The sequence below is a fragment of the Streptomyces sp. NPDC090083 genome, assembly GCF_044747445.1.
Taxonomy (GTDB): Bacteria; Actinomycetota; Actinomycetes; order Streptomycetales; family Streptomycetaceae; genus Streptomyces.
In genome coordinates, this window is the sequence record NZ_JBIVED010000004.1 from 349,972 (window position 1) to 363,694 (window position 13,723).

Annotated in this window: 12 protein-coding genes; 8 read left to right on the top strand and 4 right to left on the bottom strand. The window is 71.3% G+C overall.

All coding sequences use genetic code 11. The annotated features are described in order from the left end of the window. Nucleotides 1-73: 73 nt before the first annotated feature. On the top strand, nt 74-1,387 hold the full coding sequence (locus ACIPTO_RS16875; protein ID WP_401192638.1) for an amidohydrolase family protein: 1,314 nt from the start codon (nt 74-76) through the stop codon (nt 1,385-1,387). Next, entirely contained in the window at nt 1,384-2,469 is a 1,086-nt protein-coding gene (locus tag ACIPTO_RS16880; protein WP_401192641.1) for a dipeptidase, read from the top strand. The genes ACIPTO_RS16875 and ACIPTO_RS16880 overlap by 4 nt, the downstream gene beginning before the upstream one ends. 74 nt (nt 2,470-2,543) lie before the next feature. Here the strand turns inward: ACIPTO_RS16880 and ACIPTO_RS16885 are convergent, their stop codons facing one another. Both ACIPTO_RS16885 and ACIPTO_RS16890 read right to left on the bottom strand, forming a co-directional pair. Beyond that, nucleotides 2,544-3,779 carry an MFS transporter gene (locus ACIPTO_RS16885; protein WP_366318054.1) on the bottom strand — a complete coding sequence of 412 codons (1,236 nt, stop codon included), beginning with the start codon at nt 3,777-3,779 and terminating at the stop codon, nt 2,544-2,546. Between the two features lie 214 nt (nt 3,780-3,993). Beyond that, on the bottom strand, nt 3,994-4,875 hold the full coding sequence (locus tag ACIPTO_RS16890; RefSeq protein ID WP_401192643.1) for a GyrI-like domain-containing protein: 882 nt from the start codon (nt 4,873-4,875) through the stop codon (nt 3,994-3,996). A gap of 123 nt (nt 4,876-4,998) precedes the next feature. On the opposite strand from ACIPTO_RS16890, the gene ACIPTO_RS16895 reads away from it, so the two are divergent. The 3 genes from ACIPTO_RS16895 (at nt 4,999) to ACIPTO_RS16905 (ending at nt 8,391) form a co-directional block, all read left to right on the top strand. Next, nucleotides 4,999-6,114 (top strand): serine hydrolase domain-containing protein, encoded by a 1,116-nt coding sequence (locus tag ACIPTO_RS16895; RefSeq protein ID WP_401192646.1) that lies wholly within the window; start codon nt 4,999-5,001, stop codon nt 6,112-6,114. 229 nt (nt 6,115-6,343) lie between these two features. Further along, nucleotides 6,344-7,162, top strand: coding sequence for a lectin (locus tag ACIPTO_RS16900; RefSeq protein ID WP_401192648.1), 819 nt, complete (start codon nt 6,344-6,346; stop codon nt 7,160-7,162). 152 nt (nt 7,163-7,314) lie between these two features. Then, the gene (locus ACIPTO_RS16905; protein WP_401193634.1) at nt 7,315-8,391 is read left to right on the top strand and encodes a glycoside hydrolase family 19 protein; all 1,077 of its coding nucleotides are present in this window, start codon (nt 7,315-7,317) and stop codon (nt 8,389-8,391) included. A 91-nt stretch (nt 8,392-8,482) separates the two neighbouring features. Here ACIPTO_RS16905 and ACIPTO_RS16910 read toward each other — a convergent pair whose 3' ends face one another. Beyond that, entirely contained in the window at nt 8,483-9,769 is a 1,287-nt protein-coding gene (locus ACIPTO_RS16910; RefSeq protein WP_401192650.1) for a cytochrome P450, read from the bottom strand. Between the two features lie 28 nt (nt 9,770-9,797). Further along, nucleotides 9,798-11,111: a glutamine synthetase family protein gene (locus tag ACIPTO_RS16915; RefSeq protein ID WP_401193637.1), complete on the bottom strand. Its 1,314-nt coding sequence runs from the start codon at nt 11,109-11,111 to the stop codon at nt 9,798-9,800. Between the two features lie 372 nt (nt 11,112-11,483). Here ACIPTO_RS16915 and ACIPTO_RS16920 point away from each other — a divergent pair, with 372 nt between their 5' ends. The 3 genes from ACIPTO_RS16920 to ACIPTO_RS16930 are packed head-to-tail and all read left to right on the top strand — an operon-like array spanning nt 11,484 to nt 13,708. Further along, a complete protein-coding gene (locus ACIPTO_RS16920; RefSeq protein WP_366318047.1) occupies nt 11,484-11,672 on the top strand; it encodes a ferredoxin in 189 nt (62 codons plus the stop codon). After that, nucleotides 11,672-12,883, top strand: coding sequence for an NAD(P)/FAD-dependent oxidoreductase (locus tag ACIPTO_RS16925; protein WP_401192652.1), 1,212 nt, complete (start codon nt 11,672-11,674; stop codon nt 12,881-12,883). Before ACIPTO_RS16920 ends, ACIPTO_RS16925 begins: the two co-directional genes overlap by 1 nt. 12 nt (nt 12,884-12,895) lie before the next feature. After that, nucleotides 12,896-13,708, top strand: a complete 813-nt coding sequence (locus tag ACIPTO_RS16930) for an acetoacetate decarboxylase family protein (RefSeq protein WP_401192654.1) — start codon at nt 12,896-12,898, stop codon at nt 13,706-13,708. Nucleotides 13,709-13,723: the final 15 nt, after the last annotated feature.

The window sequence follows — 13,723 nt, forward strand, 5'->3', positions numbered from 1 at the left end:
ACCGCGTTTTCATCACACGATACAGATGTTGCATAGAGCGTAACAACACAGCTCTCGCGGACCGAAGGTGACCATGACCGAACTGCCCCCGGGTGCCCCGACCCCCTGGGCCGCACCGCCCGCCGGAACCGTCACGGTCTACCCCGGCGCCACCCTCTTCGACGGCACCGGCGACCGGTCCCGCGCGGACACCACGATCGTCACGGACGGCGCCCGGATCCACGCCGTCGTCGCCGACGGCGACCCGTTGCCCCCGCTCGCCGCCGACGCGCCCCGCGTGGACCTCGACGGAAGGTTCGTGGTCCCCGGCCTGATCGACAGCCACCAGCACCTGGCCACCCCGCCCGACCGGCCCGTCGCCGAGGCCGTCCTCCGCCGCTTGGTGCACAGCGGGGTCACCGCCGTCCGTGACATGGCCGACGACCTGCGGCAGATCGGCGACCTCGCCCGGGCCACCCTGGTCGGCGAGATCCCCGGCCCCGACATCCGTTACGCGGCGCTCATGGCCGGACCGTCCTTCTTCGACGACCCGCGCACCCACGAGGTCTCCCGGGGCGCCACGCCCGGTGCCGTCCCCTGGATGCAGGCCGTCACCCCCGACACCGACCTCACCGTCGCCGTCGCCCTGGCCCGCGGCACCCACGCCGCCGCGATCAAGGTCTACGCCGACCTGGACGCCGCGACCGTCGCCGCCGTCACCGCCGAGGCGCACCGCCAGGGCATCGCCGTGTGGGCGCACGCCACCGTGTTCCCGGCCGCGCCCGGCGAGGTCGTCGCCGCGGGCGTGGACAGCGTCTCCCACGTCACCCTGCTCGCCTTCGAGCACGCCGGCGAGCCGCTGAGCAGCTACAAGACCAAGCCCCCGGTGGACCACGACCGTTTCACCGCGGGCGACGACCCTCGACTGGCCGCGCTCTTCGCCGAGATGCGCCGCCGGGGCACGGTCCTCGACGCCACCGCGTCCATGTGGACCAGCGACGAGCTCCGGGGCGACAGCGCCGAGTCCGTCGAACGGGCCCGCCGCAACAGCGAGTTGGCCGCCGCCGTCACCGCTCAGGCGCATCGCGCCGGAGTCGCCGTCTGCACCGGCACGGACTTCGAGACCGACCCCGGCGACCCGTTCCCCGCCCTCCACGGCGAACTCGCCTTCCTCGTCGACCGGTGCGGCATGTCGACCGCCGACGCCCTGCGCGCGGCGACCCTGATCGGCGCCAGGGCCGCCGGCACCGAGGCGGACATGGGCAGCGTCGAAGCCGGAAAGCTCGCGAACTTCGCCGTCCTGGACGAGGACCCGCTGCGGGACATCGCCCACCTGCGCACCATCACCCTCACCGTGAAGCGCGGCCACCGCTACACACGCGCCGACTTCGAGAAGGACAGCCAGTGACCACCGCCGCCCACCCGATGATCGTCAACGCGCTGGGGCAGCTAGACAACCCCAACACCCCCGAAGCCCGGGCCGCCGCCACGCAGCTCAATCCCGACAGCGCGCAGCTCGCGGTCGACGCGCGCGCGATCGCCGAAGCCCGCGCCTCCGGCCTGACCGCCGTCAACATCACCCTCGGCTACACCATGGGCGACCTCCCGCCGTACGAGCACACGCTGGACGAGATCGCGGTCTGGGACGGCATCCTCGACGCGCACCCGGCCGACCTGCTCAAGGTCCGTACGGCCGACGACATCCGGCGCGCCCACCACGAGCGGCGGATCGGTGTCGTCTACGGCTTCCAGAACGCCGTCGCCGTCGGCGAGGACCCCGCCCTCGTCGAGAGCCGTGTCGCCGGGTTCGCGGAGGCGGGGGTGCGGGTGGTCCAGCTCACCTACAACCAGGCCAACCACCTCGGCGACGGCTCCATGGCCGGCGCCAACCGGGGCCTGACCCCGTTCGGCCACCAGGTCGTCGAGGCCCTCAACGACCACCACCTGATGGTCGACCTCTCCCACAGCGGGGAGAACACCTGCCTGGACGCGGCCCGGCACTCCCGGCAGCCCGTGTCGATCAACCACACCGGCTGCCGTGCCCTGGCCGACCTCCCGCGCAACAAGACGGACGAGGAACTCCGCCTGGTCGCCGACCGGGGCGGGTTCGTCGGCATCTACTTCATGCCCTTCCTCAACCCGACCGGTCACGCCACGGCGGCCGACGTCGTCGACCACATCGTGCACGCGGTCGACGTCTGCGGCGAGGACCACGTGGGCATCGGCACCGACGGCAGCGTCACCGCCGTGGACGATCTCGACGCCTATCGCGCGGCTCTCGCCGAACACGTCGCCGCCCGCCGGGCGGCAGGGGTCGGCGCGGCGGGCGAACGGGCCGACACCTACCCCTTCGTGGTGGACCTGCGCGGCGTCGACCAGTTCCGCGAACTGGCCCGCCTCCTGGAGAAGCGCGGCTACCGCTCCGCACGTGTCGAGAAGATCCTCGGCCGCAACTTCCTCGACTACGCCGACCGCGTCTGGACGCCCTGAGCGTCAGCGCCCGCGGTCCAGGAGTCCGGCATCCGGCTCCGTCCGGTCCGACGAAGCCGGCGTCCGGCGCGAGGTCAGGCCTCGCTGCCGGTCTGCGCCTGGGACTTCGTAGGCACCGGCTCCGCCGGGTGCTGGGCCGGTGAGGACGTGATCAGTGTGGAGCTGCCGGTGTCCCGGTCGGTGAAGCCCGCGAAGAGGGCGAGGCCGAGACCGGCCGCGGCGAGCGTCGCGCCGACCAGGGCCGGTGAGGCCCAGCCCCACCCGGCGGAGATGGCCAGGCCGCCGAGCCAGGCGCCGCCGGCGTTGGCCAGGTTGAAGGCGGAGTGGTTGGAGGCCGCGGCCATCGTCGGGGCGTTCTTCGCCTTGGCCATGAGCAGCATCTGCACGGGGGTGGTGACCAGGGCGCCCATCGCGCCCATGAAGGCGAGGGTCACCAGGGCGGGGACGGTGCTGTGGACGGTGAAGTAGAAGGCCACGAGCGCCGCGCCGAGCAGGAAGAGACCGCCGTACAGCGTCGGCCGCAGGGCCCGGTCGGTGAGCGGGCCCGCTATCAGGGTGCCGAGCGTCATTCCGATGCCGTAGAGGGCGAGCACCCAGGTGGTGGAGGAGTCGGCCATGCCGGTCACATGGGTCAGGATCGGCACCAGATAGCTGTAGACGGCGAAGAAGCCGCCGAATCCGACGACGGCGGTGGCCAGGCCGAGGGCGACCTGCCGGTTGCCCATCGCCCGCAGTTCGTGCCGGATGCCGGCCTGGCCGGTGCGGGGCTGATGGGGGACGAACACGGCCAGCGCGGCGAGCGCGACCAGGCCGATGACGGCGACCGCGCAGTAGGCGTACCGCCAGCCGAGCTGCTGTCCGAGGGCGGTGCCGGCCGGGACCCCGACGATGTTGGCGACGGTGAGGCCGAGGAACATCCTCGACACGGCCCGCCCGGCTCGTTCGGGGGCGACCAGCCGGGAGGCGACGACGGCTCCCACGCCGAACAGGGCTCCGTGGGGCAGGCCCGCCAGGAACCGGGCGGCGAACAGCAGGCCGAAGTTGGGGGCGAGAGCGGAGGCGACGTTGCCGATCACGAACAGTGCGGACAGCAGGAGCAGCAGCCGTTTGTGGGCGATGCGCGCCCCGATGCCGGTCAGGACGGGCGCCCCGACAACGACACCGAGCGCGTAGGCGGAGACTAGGTTGCCGGCGTGCGGCACGGACACACCGACTCCGTCGGCGATCTGGGGCAGGAGTCCCATCGTGGCGAATTCGGTCGTACCGATTCCGAACGCGACGAGGGCAAGGGCCAGCAGGGCCAGTGGCATGGAGCGCGAGTACCTTTCGCGGGCGGTGGTCTGCGTGCGGACGCGGGTGAAGCGGGGATGACTGTCGTACGTCCCGTTCGCCCTGTTTCTGTAGCCTGTCGCGCCGGCCACCGTTGCCCGATGCGCCCCTGAGGGCAGAGAAGGTCTACAACCGTTTCAGCGGTGGCAGGCGCTCACGCATTCCAAGATCGGGCGACGCGCGTCGTGGTCTGCGTCACACGTCGGCGGCGCCCCTGCTCCGCTCGACCGGGATCCACAGCTGGGAGCGGGTCTCCGCGCCGAGCTCCACCGGCCGCGTCCGCAGGAGTTCGGGACCGGGTCTGCTCGTGTACGGGTTCGAGGGGAACCACTGGGTGAACACGTCCCGCCACAGTTCCTGGAGCGCGGTCGGATAGGGGCCGTCGCTGTCGAAGACAGCCCAGGTCCCGGCCGGCACGTCGAGGGCGTCGAGGTCCGCGGCGACCGTCCGCGGACCGGTGGCCACGCCGATCCAGTAGTCCGCCTCGTCGCCCTCCTCCCGTCCGCCGGTCAGGTACACCGCCGCCGACAGGATTCCTTCCGGTTCCCGGTCGGCCAGTTCCTTCATCCGTACGATCGTCCGCTCGTCGAGGCTTTCCAGGTGCGCGGCGGCGGCCTGGTTGAGCCCCTCGTGGACGAGCGGGACCCGGGCCTTCCTGCCGACGACCCTGAACGCCTCCTTCTCCAGGATCCGGTACCGCATGGTCGTGCTTCCCTCGACGACGACACGGAAGGACATGCGTGGCTGGGCCGTGAGCAACGCGCCCGTGCGCCGGGCCTCGCCCGGCCCGATGCCGTGCACCGACCGGAAGGCGCGGGCGAAGGCCTCGCCCGAGCCGTAGCCGTACCGCACCGCGATGTCGAGAAGGGTGCGTTCACCGGCCAGCACCTCGGCAGCGGCGAGCGTCATCCTCCGGCGCCGCACGTAGACGGGGAGAGGCATCCCGGCGAGAGCGGAGAACAACCGCCGGAAGTGGTACTCCGAGACCGCGGCGATCCGGGCCGCCTCGGTCACGTCGACCTCGCGGTCGAGACCGGCCTCCAGATGGTTCAGCGCCTCGTTCAGCCGCTCCAGCACGTGGGTCCGTCCCTAGGAAGGTAGGTAGGTGATGGTGCGGGTGGTTCATCCGCGCCCGGCCCGACAGAAGCCGTACGGGAATTGTCGGGCCGCGGTCCTCGGCCCTGCCCGAGGCTTGCGCACATGACTGATCTCAAGGGGTGGTGCGAGCCGCGGTTCGCCGCGGTCGAGGCGGCTCTCGAAGCGTCGCTCGGCAAGGACGACGTGGGCGCCTCGGTCGCCGTCCGTCTCGACGGCGAACCGGTGGTGGACCTCTGGGGCGGGTACGCCGACGCGGACCGCAGTGCCCGCTGGGAGCGCGACACCCTCGTGTGCGTGAACTCGACGACCAAGAACATGACCGCCCTGTGCGCCCTCGTCCTGGCCGACCGTGGCCTGCTCGACCTGTCCGCACCCGTCGCCGACTACTGGCCCGGGTTCGCGGTGGCGGGCAAGGAGCGTCTGCTCGTACGCCATGCGCTGTCCCACACCGCGGGGCTGCCGGACCTGTCCGGGGCGACGACGGTGGAGGACCTCTACGGCTGGGAGGGCGTGACGGCGGCGCTGGCCGCGCAGACCCCGGCATGGGAACCGGGCACCGCCGCCGGGTACCACGGGCTTACCTTCGGGTTCCTGATCGGTGAGATCGTCCGCCGCGTCACCGGCCGCAGCCTGGGCGACTTCTTCGCCGAGGAGGTCGCCGGACCACTGGGTGCGGACTTCCACATCGGGCTCTCCCCGGACGACGACCACCGCGTCGCACCGCTCATCCCGCCACCGTCACTGACCGAGGACCACACCGCCGTCGCACCGCCCGGACCGGACGGCACCCGACAGGAGTACGACGGTGTCGCGGTCCGGGTCCGGGATGCCAACTCCCTTGCCTGGCGCCGTGCGCAGATCCCCGCGGTGAACGGCTTCGGCAACGCCCGGTCCGTGGCGCTCGTCCAGTCGGTCCTGGCGAACCGGGGTTCCGCCGGTGGCGTGCGGCTGCTGTCCCCCGAGGGCTGCGCGCCCGCGTGGCAGGAGGTGTTCCGCGGCGAGGACCGGGTGCTGCGGACCCCGATGGCCTGGACCGTGGGCTTCGGGAAGTTCGGCAACGCCTTCGGCTGGGGCGGATGGGGCGGCTCGCTGGTGGTGAGCGACCCCGACGCGCGGATGACGGTGGCCTACGTGATGAACCAGATGATCGACCGGGAGCGGCAGGAGGACAACCGCGGCATGGAGATCATCATGGCCGCCTACGGTGGGCTCCGGTGACAACTCGCTTTCCTGGAGTCAGAGTTGGTCCGGACGGAGGCCCCCATTCATCAACTTCCCCCGCACCCGGACGCGTTGAGGACTCCCGCCACAACTGTCATGCACACACCTTGACCTTATTGGTCTAGACTTTTACTTTCGAGTGGTCAACTCCTATCGGCACGCGCCCAGTTGAGACCGGCGCCCTCTTCCGTGCGCGCCGAACCGCTCGAAAGGGCCCGCCACCCCCATGGCCAGTCGTTCCCCCCTCCCCCGCCTCGCGTTGCGCAGCACGCCCGTCCTCGCGCTGCTCGCCCTGCTGATCGGCCTCCCCACCGCGACACCGGCCGCCGCCGCGACCGGCTCCATCACCGGCCTCGCCGGAAAGTGCCTCGACGTCGCCGGAGCCGACTCCGCCGACGGCACACCGGTCCAGCTCTACGACTGCAACGGCACCGGCGCCCAGCAGTGGACCGTCGGCACCGACAACAGCGTGCGCGCGCTGGGCAAATGCCTCGACGTCACCGGCAACTCGACCGCCGACGGCGCCAGGATCCAGCTGTGGACCTGCACCGGCGCAGCGAACCAGCGCTGGACCGTCACCGCCGCGCACGACATCGTCAACCCGGCCGCGAACAAGTGCCTCGACGTCTCCGACAACTCCTCCGCCAACGGGGCCCGCATCCAGATCTGGACCTGCACCGGAGGAAGCAACCAGAAGTGGAACGCCCCCGCGCAACCGTCCGGGGAGCAGTGCTGGGCCACGCACTACGGCCCCCAGCCCGCCGGTGCCCTCACCGCCAGCGGCGAGGTCTTCGACAACAACGCGGACACGGCGGCCACTTCGCTCTCGCGCCAGCCCCAACTGCCCTTCGGCACCCGGGTCCAGGTCACCAATGTCGCCAACGGCCGCTCCCTGACCGTGCGGATCAACGACCGCGGGACCTTCGCCCAGACCCCGCAGGAACCGAAGTGCCTCGATCTCACCGACGGCGCCTTCGGCCGCCTCGGAGGCGTCCTCGACCCGGACGCCGGACACATCGTCGTCACCCAGACGGTTCTGGGCTGACGAGTGCGGCCCGCCCGGCTCGCGTACCGGACGGCCGAAGCAGCACGACCGCCTGTTCCGCCCCTCGACCACAGGAGCAACGCCCCATGTCCACCCCCCACTTCATACCGGGTCTCCACAGACTCACGGCTCTGAGCAGACTGACCCTCGTCATGCTGCTCGCCGCGGCCCTGTCCGCCCTGTTCACCGTCTCCCCCGCCCGTGCGGCGGACGGCAGGATCACCGGCCTGGCCGGCAAGTGCGTCGACGTCGCCGGGGCGAACACCGCCAACGGGACCGCCGTACAGCTCTACGACTGCAACGGCACCAGCGCCCAGACCTGGTCCAACCCCGGTGACGGAACACTGCGCGCCCTCGGCAAGTGTCTGGACGTGACTTCGGGCGGCACGGCGGACGGCACGGCCGTCCAGCTCTACGACTGCAACGGCTCCGCCGCGCAGAAGTGGGCCGTCAGCTCCGCCAACGACATCGTCAACCCGCAGGCCAACAAGTGCCTGGACGTCACGGGCAACAACTCCGCCAACAGCACCCGGCTGCAGATCTGGACCTGCACCGGCGGCGCCAACCAGAAGTGGAACGCCCCGGCGAGCGGCGGCGGCACCACCCCGTCCGGCTTCGTCGTCAGCGAGGCCCAGTTCAACCAGATGTTCCCGAGCCGGAACGGCTTCTACACCTACCAGGGCCTGACCGCCGCCCTGTCCGCGTACCCCGGCTTCGCCAAGACCGGCTCCGACACGGTCAAGAAGCAGGAGGCCGCCGCCTTCCTCGCCAACGTCAACCACGAGACCGGCGGCCTCGTCTACGTCGTCGAGCAGAACACCGCCAACTACCCCCACTACTGCGACACGAGCCAGTCCTACGGCTGCCCGGCCGGACAGGCCGCCTACTACGGACGCGGCCCCATCCAGCTGTCCTGGAACTTCAACTACAAGGCGGCGGGCGACGCGTTGGGCATCGACCTCCTCAACAACCCCTGGCTGGTGCAGAACGACTCGGCCGTCGCCTGGAAGACCGGCCTGTGGTACTGGAACACCCAGTCGGGACCGGGCACCATGACCCCGCACAACGCCATGGTGAACGGCGCGGGCTTCGGCCAGACCATCCGGTCCATCAACGGCTCCCTGGAGTGCGACGGCCGCAACCCCGCGCAGGTCCAGAGCCGCGTCGACGCCTACAACCGGTTCACCTCCATCCTCGGGGTCAGCCCCGGTAGCAACCTCTACTGCTGAGGCCTGCCCTCGACCCCGTCCGACGCGAGGGCCGGTTCGTCCGCGAACCGGCCCTCGCGCCACGGCCGTTGCGGCCGGACGGGGCTCCGCCTCAGGCGAGGGTCACCTCCACCGGCAGTCTCTTGATGCCGTTGACGAAGTTCGAGCGCACGCGCGGGACGTCGCCGGTCAGCCGGATGTCCGCGAGGCGCGGGATCAGCTCCTCGAACATGATGCGGATCTCGGTGCGGGCCAGCAGGTTGCCCAGGCACAGATGGGGGCTGCCCTTGCCGAAGGTGACGTGGTCGTTGTGCTGCCGGGCCACGTCGAGGTCGTAGGGGTCGGTGAAGACCTCCTCGTCACGGTTGCCGGAGGCGTACCACATGACGACCTTGTCGCCCTCCTTGATGCGCTTGCCGCCGAGTTCGACCTCGCGGGTGGCGGTGCGGCGGAAGTGGTAGACCGGGGACGCCCAGCGCAGGAACTCCTCGACGGCGGTGGGGATCAGGGAGGGGTCGTCCTTGAGGCGGGCGAGCTGTTCGGGGTGCTGGAGCAGGGCCAGCATGGAGTGGGTGATGGTGTGCCGGGTGGTCTCGTTGCCGGCGACGACAAGCAGCAGGAAGTAGTTGTCGAAGTCCTGCGTGGAGAGCGGGACACCGTCGCGCGGGGCGGTGTTGACCAGCTTGGAGACCAGGTCCGTGCCGTCGCCGCCACGCCGCTGCCGGGCCAACTCCCTTCCGTACGCGAAGACTTCGAGTGAGGCGGGGGAACGGAACGGCAGGTCGCGGTACTTCTCGCTCTCCTCGCTGTGCAGGAGGACGTCGGCGTAGTCCGGGTCCGTGTTGCCGATGATCCGGTTGCCCCAGTCGATGAGTTGCTGGTTGTCCTCCGGCGGGACGTCCAGCAGCCGGGCGAGCACGTTGATGGGGAAGTCGGCGGAGATCTCCTTCACGAAGTCGAAGCTGCCCTTGGCCAGGGCCGCGTCGAGGGTCTGCGCGGTCAGACCGCGCAGGAAGTCCGCGTAGCTGTTGATCACCCCGGCCCCGAACTGCCGCTGGATCAGGCTGCGCAGCGCCCGGTGCCGGACGCCGTCGAGCTCCAGGATGGAGGCGCGTTTCTTGATCTGGTCGTCGTCGACCTCCTCCAGGTTGACGAACCGGGTGGAGGTGAACGTCTCGGCATCGCGGTCGACGCGGGCGATGTCGGCGTGCCGGGTCACCGACCAGAAGCCGGAGTTGGGGGCCTCCTCGGGCTGCCAGTGGACGGGCTCCTCGTGGCGCAGCGTGTGGAACATGCGCCACGGGGTCACGCCGTCGGTGAAGTTGTCGAGGTTCGCGAGGTCGACGTCGGCGAGGGGCAGTGGTTCGTTCGCCGCGGCGGTCAGTGCGGTCTCGGTCATCGGTGGCTCCTCGGGGTGGTACGGCGGGTCACAGGTGGTAGGCGTACTCGGTGAACTCCCAGTCGGTGACGTGCCGTTGGAAGCGCTCGACCTCGTTCCGCTTGTAGGAGAGGAAGGACTGGGTGAAGTCCTTGCCGAGCATCTCCGCGAGGGCGGTGTCCGCCTCCAGCGCGTCGAGGGCCTCGGCCAGGGTGCCGGGCAGCACGGCGGAGCGGGCCGGGTCGTAGCCGTAGCCCTCCAGCGGGCCGGGCGGTTCCTCGCCGGCCGTCACGCCGAGCAGGGCGGCGGCGATCGTGCCGGCGATGGCGAGGTAGGGGTTGGCGCTGGCGTCGCCGAGCCGCAGTTCGAGCCGGGCCCCGGAGCCGCGTTCGGGCGGGATGCGGACCATGGCGCTGCGGTTGTCGAGGCCCCAGTCGATCAGCCAGGGTGCGAGGGTGTCGGGTCCGAAGCGTTTATAGGAGTTGACGGTCGGGTTGAGCAGCGCGGCGAGGGCGGGCGCGTGGGCCATCACTCCGGCGACGGAGTGCCGTGCGGTGGCCGAGAGGCCGTAGGCGCCGGACGGGTCGTCGAAGGCGTTGCGGCCCTCGGTGTCGTCGCCGGACAGGTGGAGGTGGAAGCCGGATCCTCCGGCGTCGTTGAACGGCTTCGCCATGAAGGTGGCGAGTCTGCCCTCCTTGCGGGCGAGTTCCTTGATCGCCGCCTTGAAGCGGAAGGCCCGGTCGGCGGCCGACATGGCCTCGGAGTGGACCAGGTTGATCTCGAACTGTCCGCCGTCGAACTCGTGGTTGCCGCTGAGCACGCCGATGTTGAGGTCGCGGACCTGTCGCAGGGTGCGCAGGAGGTGGTTGTCGGGGTCGGCGCGCAGCCCGGCCGTGTAGACGACACCGGGGTCGGACGCGTAGCGGCGCCAGCCCGCGGCGAGGTCGCGTTCGCACAGGAAGTACTCCAGCTCCGGTCCGACGACGGGCCGCAGTCCGTGTTCCGCGCACCGGGCGAGGACGGACTTGAGCAGGTCGCGGGGCGACTCGGGGGCCGGTTCCCCGGTCGCCGGGTCCACGACCTCGCCGAGGCAGGTGGCCACGCCGGGTTCCCAGGGGAGCGGCAGCAGGGTGTCGAGGTCGGGGCGGACGCAGATGTCGGGCAGGCCGGCGTCCAGGCCGCCGCGGACCGGAACGACGTCGCCCTGCGGGCTGGTGTGGTAGACGGCGCGGCAGAAGGCGAGTCCGTGTTCCACGGCCCGGGGCAGCTCCTCCAGCAGGACGTCGCGTGCGCGGTCGGTGCCGATGAGGTCGGGGTAGGTCACGCGGACCACGTCGATGCCGTCGGCGGCGAGTCGCTCCATGTGGCGGCGGACCTCCGGGATGTCTTGAACGCTCACCGTTGTCTCCTCGGGCGGACGGTGGGGCACCTCCGGTTCGGGGTCCGGAGGCGGGCGGCGGGGGAATGAGGGGCCCGGACGTGATGGTCACGGGCGACCCCGGCAACGCTGTTTGACGCCAAACGGTAGGAGCGGTCCACGCGTCCCGCAAGAGGCGACGGCAATAAAATTATCCATCCGGATAGGTATTGACCCCACCCCCGCCGCTTCCTATCTTGTTTGAAGCCAAACGAGTCAGGGGCCGGTCTTCGAGCCCCTTTGGCCGGGGGCCCGGCCATCGCGCCGGGCCCCTCTTCCCACCACCTCTCCGACGCCCTCACCCCAGGAGGACCGGCCATGAAGGTCGTCGTCGACATGAACAAGTGCCAGGACCACGGCCAGTGCGTCTTCGCCGCCCCCGACGTCTTCCACCTGGACGCCGACGGACACCTCGGCTACGTCCCCGACCCCGACGACGCCCTGCGCGACGAGGTCGAGGAAGCCGCGGACGTCTGCCCGCTCCAGGCCATCCGGATCGAGGAGTGATGACCGGCGGAAGCGTGGTCGTCGTCGGCGCCTCGATGGGCGGCCTGCGCGCCGCCGAACAGCTGCGGACCGCGGGCTGGACCGGGTCCGTGACGGTCGTCGGCGACGAACCGCACATGCCCTACAACCGGCCCCCGCTCTCCAAGGACGTCCTCGCCGGCAAGGCGTCCTTCGCCTCCCTCGCGTTCACCCCCAAGGCGAGCGCCGCCGACGTCGAGTGGCGGCTCGGCCGCAAGGCCGTCACGTCCGACCTCACCGAACGCGTCCTCACCCTCGACGACGGCTCGCCGCTCCCCTACGACGGTCTCGTCGTCGCCACCGGAATGCGCCCCCGGCGGCTGCGCTGCCCCGGACCGCTCACCGGCCGCCACACCGTGCGCACCCTCGCCGACGCCCAGGGCCTGCGCGCCGAACTGACCCGGCCGGGGGTGCGCGTGGTCGTCGTCGGCGCCGGGTTCATCGGCTGCGAGGTGGCCGCCACCGCCATGGGCCTCGGCGTGACCGAGGTGACCGTGGTCGATCCGCTGCCGCTGCCCATGGTGGGGCCGCTCGGCCGACTGCTCGCCGGTGCGCTGCTGCGGCGGCACGAACAGCGCGGGGTGCGCTTCGCGCTCGGCACCGGGGTCGCCGGTTTCGAGGGCGACGACCGGGTGACGGGTGTCGTACTGAGCGACGGCACCGTCCTGGCCGCCGACGTGGTGGTGGAGTCGGTCGGTTCGCTCGCCAACACCGAGTGGCTGGAGGGCAACGGCCTCGACCTGAGCGACGGCGTGCTCACCGACGCGCTGCTGCGGGTCGGGGGACTGCCGTCCGTCGTCGCGGTCGGCGACGTGGCCCGCTTCCCGAACGCCCGCTACGACGGGGTGCCGCGCCGGGTCGAGCACTGGTCCATCCCGACCGACAGCGCCAAGCACGCGGCCCGCGCCCTCGTCGCCCATCTCACCGGCGCCCGGGCGGAGTTGGCGGCCTTCGCGCCACTGCCCACCTTCTGGAGCGACCAGCACGACTTCCGGTTGCAGTCCTTCGGCTCGCCCCTGCTCGGCCTCGACGACGTCCGGGTCCTGGACGGCGACCCGGCCGGGGACGTCATCGTCGGCTACCACCACGAGGACCTGCTCGTCGGCGTCGTCGCGCTCGGCGCTCCCACCACGGCCGCGCGGGCCGCCCGCTACCGCGCCGCGCTCCTCCAGCAGCCCGCCCCCACCGCGTAAGGAACCAACGTCATGGCCAGCGTCCGTGGTTACCTCCACCCCAAGACCGCGACCGGATCGTCGTCGCTGATCCCCGCGCCGCCCTGGCGCTACTCGGGCGACCTGCTCACCGTCGAGTACCGCACCGATCCCGCACGGGTCCGTGAACTGCTGCCCGAACCACTGGAGTTGGCCGACGAGGACCCGGGCGCGGTCGCGCTGATCTGGGCCGACTGGCAGTCCTGCTCGCAGCCGGGGGACGAACTGCTCGACCCCGTGCGCGCACAGTACAAGGAGGCGTTCGCGGTCGTGCGGTGCTCGTTCCGGGGCCGGACGTACTCGCGGTGCGTGTACATCTGGGTCGACAAGGACTTCGCCATCGCGCGCGGCCTGCACCAGGGCTACCCGAAGAAGCTCGGCTCCATCCACCAGACGCGACCGCACCCCTACGGTCCCGCACCCCGCATCGAGGCGGGGGCGCGCTTCGGGGCGACCCTCGCGGCGGCCGACCGGCGGCTCGCCGAGACCGTGGTGACCCTGCGGGAGCCGGCCGGGACGAACGGGTTCGTCAACGCGCATCCCATGGCCCATCACCGCTGGCTCCCCTCTGTCGAGAAGGGCAAGGGGCTGGCACTCGACGAGCTGATCGAGACGGGCGCGGCCGACTTCGAGGGCGGCCAACCCTGGGTGGGCGAGGCGGAGTTGGCGTTGTTCGAGGCACCCACCGAGGAGCTGGCCCGGCTGGAGGTCCGCGAACCGATCGCCGCGTACTACCGGCAGGTGGGCGTCGTCTGGGACGGCGGCCGGCTGCTGGAGTCCGGCACGTCCGGAGCAGGCGCCGACTGAGGCCGGCGGATCACC

Bases quoted from the DNA above. Each gene is read 5' to 3' on its own strand.
- ACIPTO_RS16910 (WP_401192650.1), bottom strand. From the start codon at position 9,769: ATGACCGAGACCGCACTGACCGCCGCGGCGAACGAACCACTGCCCCTC.
- ACIPTO_RS16930 (WP_401192654.1), top strand. From the start codon at position 12,896: ATGGCCAGCGTCCGTGGTTACCTCCACCCCAAGACCGCGACCGGATCG.
- ACIPTO_RS16885 (WP_366318054.1), bottom strand. From the start codon at position 3,779: ATGCCACTGGCCCTGCTGGCCCTTGCCCTCGTCGCGTTCGGAATCGGT.
- ACIPTO_RS16925 (WP_401192652.1), top strand. From the start codon at position 11,672: ATGACCGGCGGAAGCGTGGTCGTCGTCGGCGCCTCGATGGGCGGCCTG.
- ACIPTO_RS16905 (WP_401193634.1), top strand. From the start codon at position 7,315: ATGCTGCTCGCCGCGGCCCTGTCCGCCCTGTTCACCGTCTCCCCCGCC.
- ACIPTO_RS16915 (WP_401193637.1), bottom strand. From the start codon at position 11,111: ATGGAGCGACTCGCCGCCGACGGCATCGACGTGGTCCGCGTGACCTAC.
- ACIPTO_RS16900 (WP_401192648.1), top strand. From the start codon at position 6,344: ATGGCCAGTCGTTCCCCCCTCCCCCGCCTCGCGTTGCGCAGCACGCCC.
- ACIPTO_RS16895 (WP_401192646.1), top strand. From the start codon at position 4,999: ATGACTGATCTCAAGGGGTGGTGCGAGCCGCGGTTCGCCGCGGTCGAG.
- ACIPTO_RS16875 (WP_401192638.1), top strand. From the start codon at position 74: ATGACCGAACTGCCCCCGGGTGCCCCGACCCCCTGGGCCGCACCGCCC.
- ACIPTO_RS16920 (WP_366318047.1), top strand. From the start codon at position 11,484: ATGAAGGTCGTCGTCGACATGAACAAGTGCCAGGACCACGGCCAGTGC.